Below are 2,928 nucleotides of genomic sequence, written 5' to 3'. Positions count from 1 at the left end.
CCTGCACGGGACGACCGCAGTCGGGGCACTTGCCGTCGACCAGCTGGGTCTCGGTCCAGAAGGCCTCGCAGTCCTTGCAGTACTTGCCCTGGTAGGTGCCCTTGTAGATGTCGCCCTTGTCGTACATGGCCTTGAAAATCTTCTGGATGGCGGCCACATGGTAGTCGTCGGTGGTGCGGATGAAGCGGTCGTTGGAGATATTCATCAGCTTCCACAGATCCCGGACGCCCCGGGGCCCGTCCACAATGTTGTCCACATACTGCTGGGGGGTGACCCCGGCGGCTTTGGCCTTGTCCTCGATCTTCTGGCCATGCTCGTCGGTACCGGTGAGGAACATCACCTCGCAGCCGGTGAGGCGCTTATAGCGGGCCATCGCATCGGTGGCCACGGTGCAGTAGGCGTGGCCGATGTGGAGCTTGTCCGAGGGGTAGTAGATGGGGGTGGTGATATAAAACTTCTTGTTCTCAGACATCAGAGGATCCCTCCGTATCGTTCTCGACCGGCTCTTCAGGCAGAGGCCGGGCGGCGTTGTACAGCAGCAAGGCGCTGGAGGCCAGCAGGTAGAGGATGGCAAACCCATAGAGGAGCATGGAGGCCAGATCATGGCCGTCGGCCAGGGTGACAAGGGAGAAATACACCCCCAGCAGGGAGAAGAACACCGCGGGGCCGCACTTGCCCTTGTCAAAGGAGAATCCGGCAATGAAATACAGGCCCAGCAGGCTTGCGATAATGCCGAAGAGTTCAAACACATAGTCCAGCTGCACCGGGTCCCCCGCCCGCACCTGGTAGGCGGCGATGAGCCACACGCAGAAGGCGAAGGCCGGGACCAGCAGAGGCACGCTGTACTTGCCCTTGTTTTCGGCCCTGAAACTGTTGCGCACCGTGGACAGCACGCACACGCCGGAGGCCACCGCCATCACCGCCACAATCAGGCGGGTGTAGAGCTGGTTGATCCCCTGGACAAACTCATAGGCGATCAGCCCCCCCGCGCCGATGAGCAGGAAGGCGGAGAGTACCCCCGCCATAGCGTACAGGGTATTGCGTTCACCCCGGAACGCCTGGTCGTAACCCTGAAACCGGGGATACTTCCCCAGCAGGCTGAGGGCCAGCAGCACCGCCGCCACCGCCACCGACAGGGCGATGAGGGCCATTGTGGCGGGCGCGCCGGCAATGGGCAGGCCGGTGTCCGGCTCAAAGGCGGTGGCCAGCTCCCAGCGCCGCAGGGCAAAGCCGGCTCCGCCGCCCACCACCGCGATGGCGGGCAAAAGGATCTCTTTTCGCATGGTCAGCATCCTTTCCGGATGAAATCATAAAGATAGGCTACCGCCGCGTGACTAAACCGATTTTCGGTTTAGTCAGCAGACATTATTATAGCACAGTTTTACAGCAAAGGCACGGATTTCTTTTCCACCGGGGGGCGGGCCCGCATTCCAGCCCGTCTCTACAAACTCGTCCGGCCCACCAGCTGGTCCAGGGTAACCTGGAAGTAGTCGGCCAGGGCGATCAATTTTTTGATGGAGGGTTCATTTTTCCCCTCCTCATACAGCTGATAGGTGCGGATATTAACCTCTAAAAATTCCGCAACTTCCCGCTGCTTTTTACCGCTCGCCTTACGGATCTCCCGCAGGCATTGAGAAAACTCCATAATAAATCCTCCTCCGCTTCTTGACACGGTGTTTTTATTCGTATATAATACGAACAAAAACACCGTAAGGAGAGATGTGGCATGATCCTGGAAAACCTGCGGCGGGGTCCCTACGGCCTATTCCGGCCCACCAGCTGATCCAGGGTAACCTGGAAATAGTCGGCCAGGGCGATCAGCACATCAATGGACGGCTCTCGGGTCCCACCTTCATAGGCCTGATAAGACCGCAGCTGGATCCCCAGATACTCGGCCACTTCACGCTGTTTGTGGCCCCTCTCCTGCCGGATGGAACGCAGACAGGCGGCAAACGCGGACATCAATGATCACCCCTTGACACGCTCATTTCGAGCGTATATAATATGCTCATATCGATCATATTGGAGGTCTGCCATATGAACCTCTTCCTGGAAAACCTGCGGCTGCTTACCGCGCCGGACGCCATGACGGTGGAGCAGCGGGCGGCGGCAGCGGCCCTGGAGCCCTACTATGAGCGGGCAAAAGCTGCCTTTGGGCTGGATTTCGCCAACGAATTCTGGGAGAAGCAGGCCCGGGCCAACGAGCTGGAGCTGGCGGAGGCCTTTGACCGGGGGTTCCGGCTGGGGGGCCGCCTGGCCCTGGAACTCTGCCGGGAGAAATAGAGTCTCTTACTCCGTCTTCTGGCTCTCCAGGTACTCGTCGTAGGTCATCTTGCGGTCGACGAGCTGGCCGTCGGCGGTGAAGTCGAACACCCGGTTACACACGGTCTGGATGAGCTGATGGTCATGGGAGGCCACCAGCACGTTGCACTTGACGGCCTCCAGGCCGTTGTTCAGAGCGGCGATGGACTCCAGGTCCAGGTGGTTGGTGGGCTGGTCCAGCAGCAGCACGTTGGCGCCGGAGAGCATCATGCGGGAGAGCATACAGCGCACCTTCTCGCCGCCGGAGAGGACCTTGACGGGCTTATACACCTCGTCGCCGGAGAAGAGCATCCGGCCCAAAAAGCCCCGCAGATAGGCCTCGTGGGGGTCGGAGGACCACTGGCGCAGCCACTCCACCAGGTTGTCGTCGCAGTCCTTGAAGAACTCGGTGTTGTCCTTGGGGAAGTAGGAGAAGGTGGCAGTCTGGCCCCACTTGACGGTACCCTCGTCGGGCTCCATCTCGCCGGTGAGGATCTTGAAGAGGGCGGTCTGGGCGTTCTCGTTGTCGCCCACGAAGGCGATCTTGTCGCCGTGGCCCACGATGAAGGACACCTTGTCCAGCACCTTCACCCCGTCGATGGTCTTGGACACGTCGGTGACGAAGAG

At 60.2% G+C, this 2,928-nt stretch carries 6 protein-coding genes; 1 reads left to right on the top strand and 5 read right to left on the bottom strand.

Annotated elements, in window-relative coordinates:
* From Q0K43_RS10850 to Q0K43_RS10835, 4 genes are all read right to left on the bottom strand, one after another.
* On the bottom strand, nucleotides 1-472 hold a 472-nt coding region (locus tag Q0K43_RS10850; protein ID WP_297290541.1), incomplete at its 3' end, for a class I tRNA ligase family protein.
* Nucleotides 465-1,283: a hypothetical protein gene (locus tag Q0K43_RS10845; protein ID WP_297290540.1), complete on the bottom strand. Its 819-nt coding sequence runs from the start codon at nucleotides 1,281-1,283 to the stop codon at nucleotides 465-467. The genes Q0K43_RS10850 and Q0K43_RS10845, both read right to left, overlap by 8 nt.
* 158 nt (nucleotides 1,284-1,441) lie before the next feature.
* Entirely contained in the window at nucleotides 1,442-1,645 is a 204-nt protein-coding gene (locus Q0K43_RS10840) for a helix-turn-helix domain-containing protein (RefSeq protein WP_297290539.1), read from the bottom strand.
* Nucleotides 1,646-1,755: 110 nt separating this feature from the next.
* Entirely contained in the window at nucleotides 1,756-1,962 is a 207-nt protein-coding gene (locus Q0K43_RS10835; protein ID WP_297290538.1) for a helix-turn-helix domain-containing protein, read from the bottom strand.
* 75 nt (nucleotides 1,963-2,037) lie between these two features.
* Between Q0K43_RS10835 and Q0K43_RS10830 the strand changes: the two genes are divergently transcribed.
* A complete protein-coding gene (locus Q0K43_RS10830) occupies nucleotides 2,038-2,283 on the top strand; it encodes a hypothetical protein (protein ID WP_297290537.1) in 246 nt (81 codons plus the stop codon).
* 6 nt (nucleotides 2,284-2,289) lie between these two features.
* On the opposite strand, the gene Q0K43_RS10825 is transcribed toward Q0K43_RS10830, so the two are convergent.
* Nucleotides 2,290-2,928: ATP-binding cassette domain-containing protein (locus Q0K43_RS10825; RefSeq protein ID WP_297290536.1), on the bottom strand; the 639-nt coding region annotated here is incomplete at its 5' end.

It is taken from the genome of uncultured Flavonifractor sp. (genome assembly GCF_944383115.1).
Taxonomy (GTDB): Bacteria; Bacillota; Clostridia; order Oscillospirales; family Oscillospiraceae; genus Flavonifractor.
Note: the sequence above shows the minus strand (reverse complement) of the source record. Positions and strands in the feature narration are given on the sequence as shown.

Coding starts and splice junctions, on each gene's coding strand:
- Q0K43_RS10835 (WP_297290538.1), bottom strand. CDS start 1,962: ATGTCCGCGTTTGCCGCCTGTCTGCGTTCCATCCGGCAGGAGAGGGGC.
- Q0K43_RS10830 (WP_297290537.1), top strand. CDS start 2,038: ATGAACCTCTTCCTGGAAAACCTGCGGCTGCTTACCGCGCCGGACGCC.
- Q0K43_RS10845 (WP_297290540.1), bottom strand. CDS start 1,283: ATGCGAAAAGAGATCCTTTTGCCCGCCATCGCGGTGGTGGGCGGCGGA.
- Q0K43_RS10840 (WP_297290539.1), bottom strand. CDS start 1,645: ATGGAGTTTTCTCAATGCCTGCGGGAGATCCGTAAGGCGAGCGGTAAA.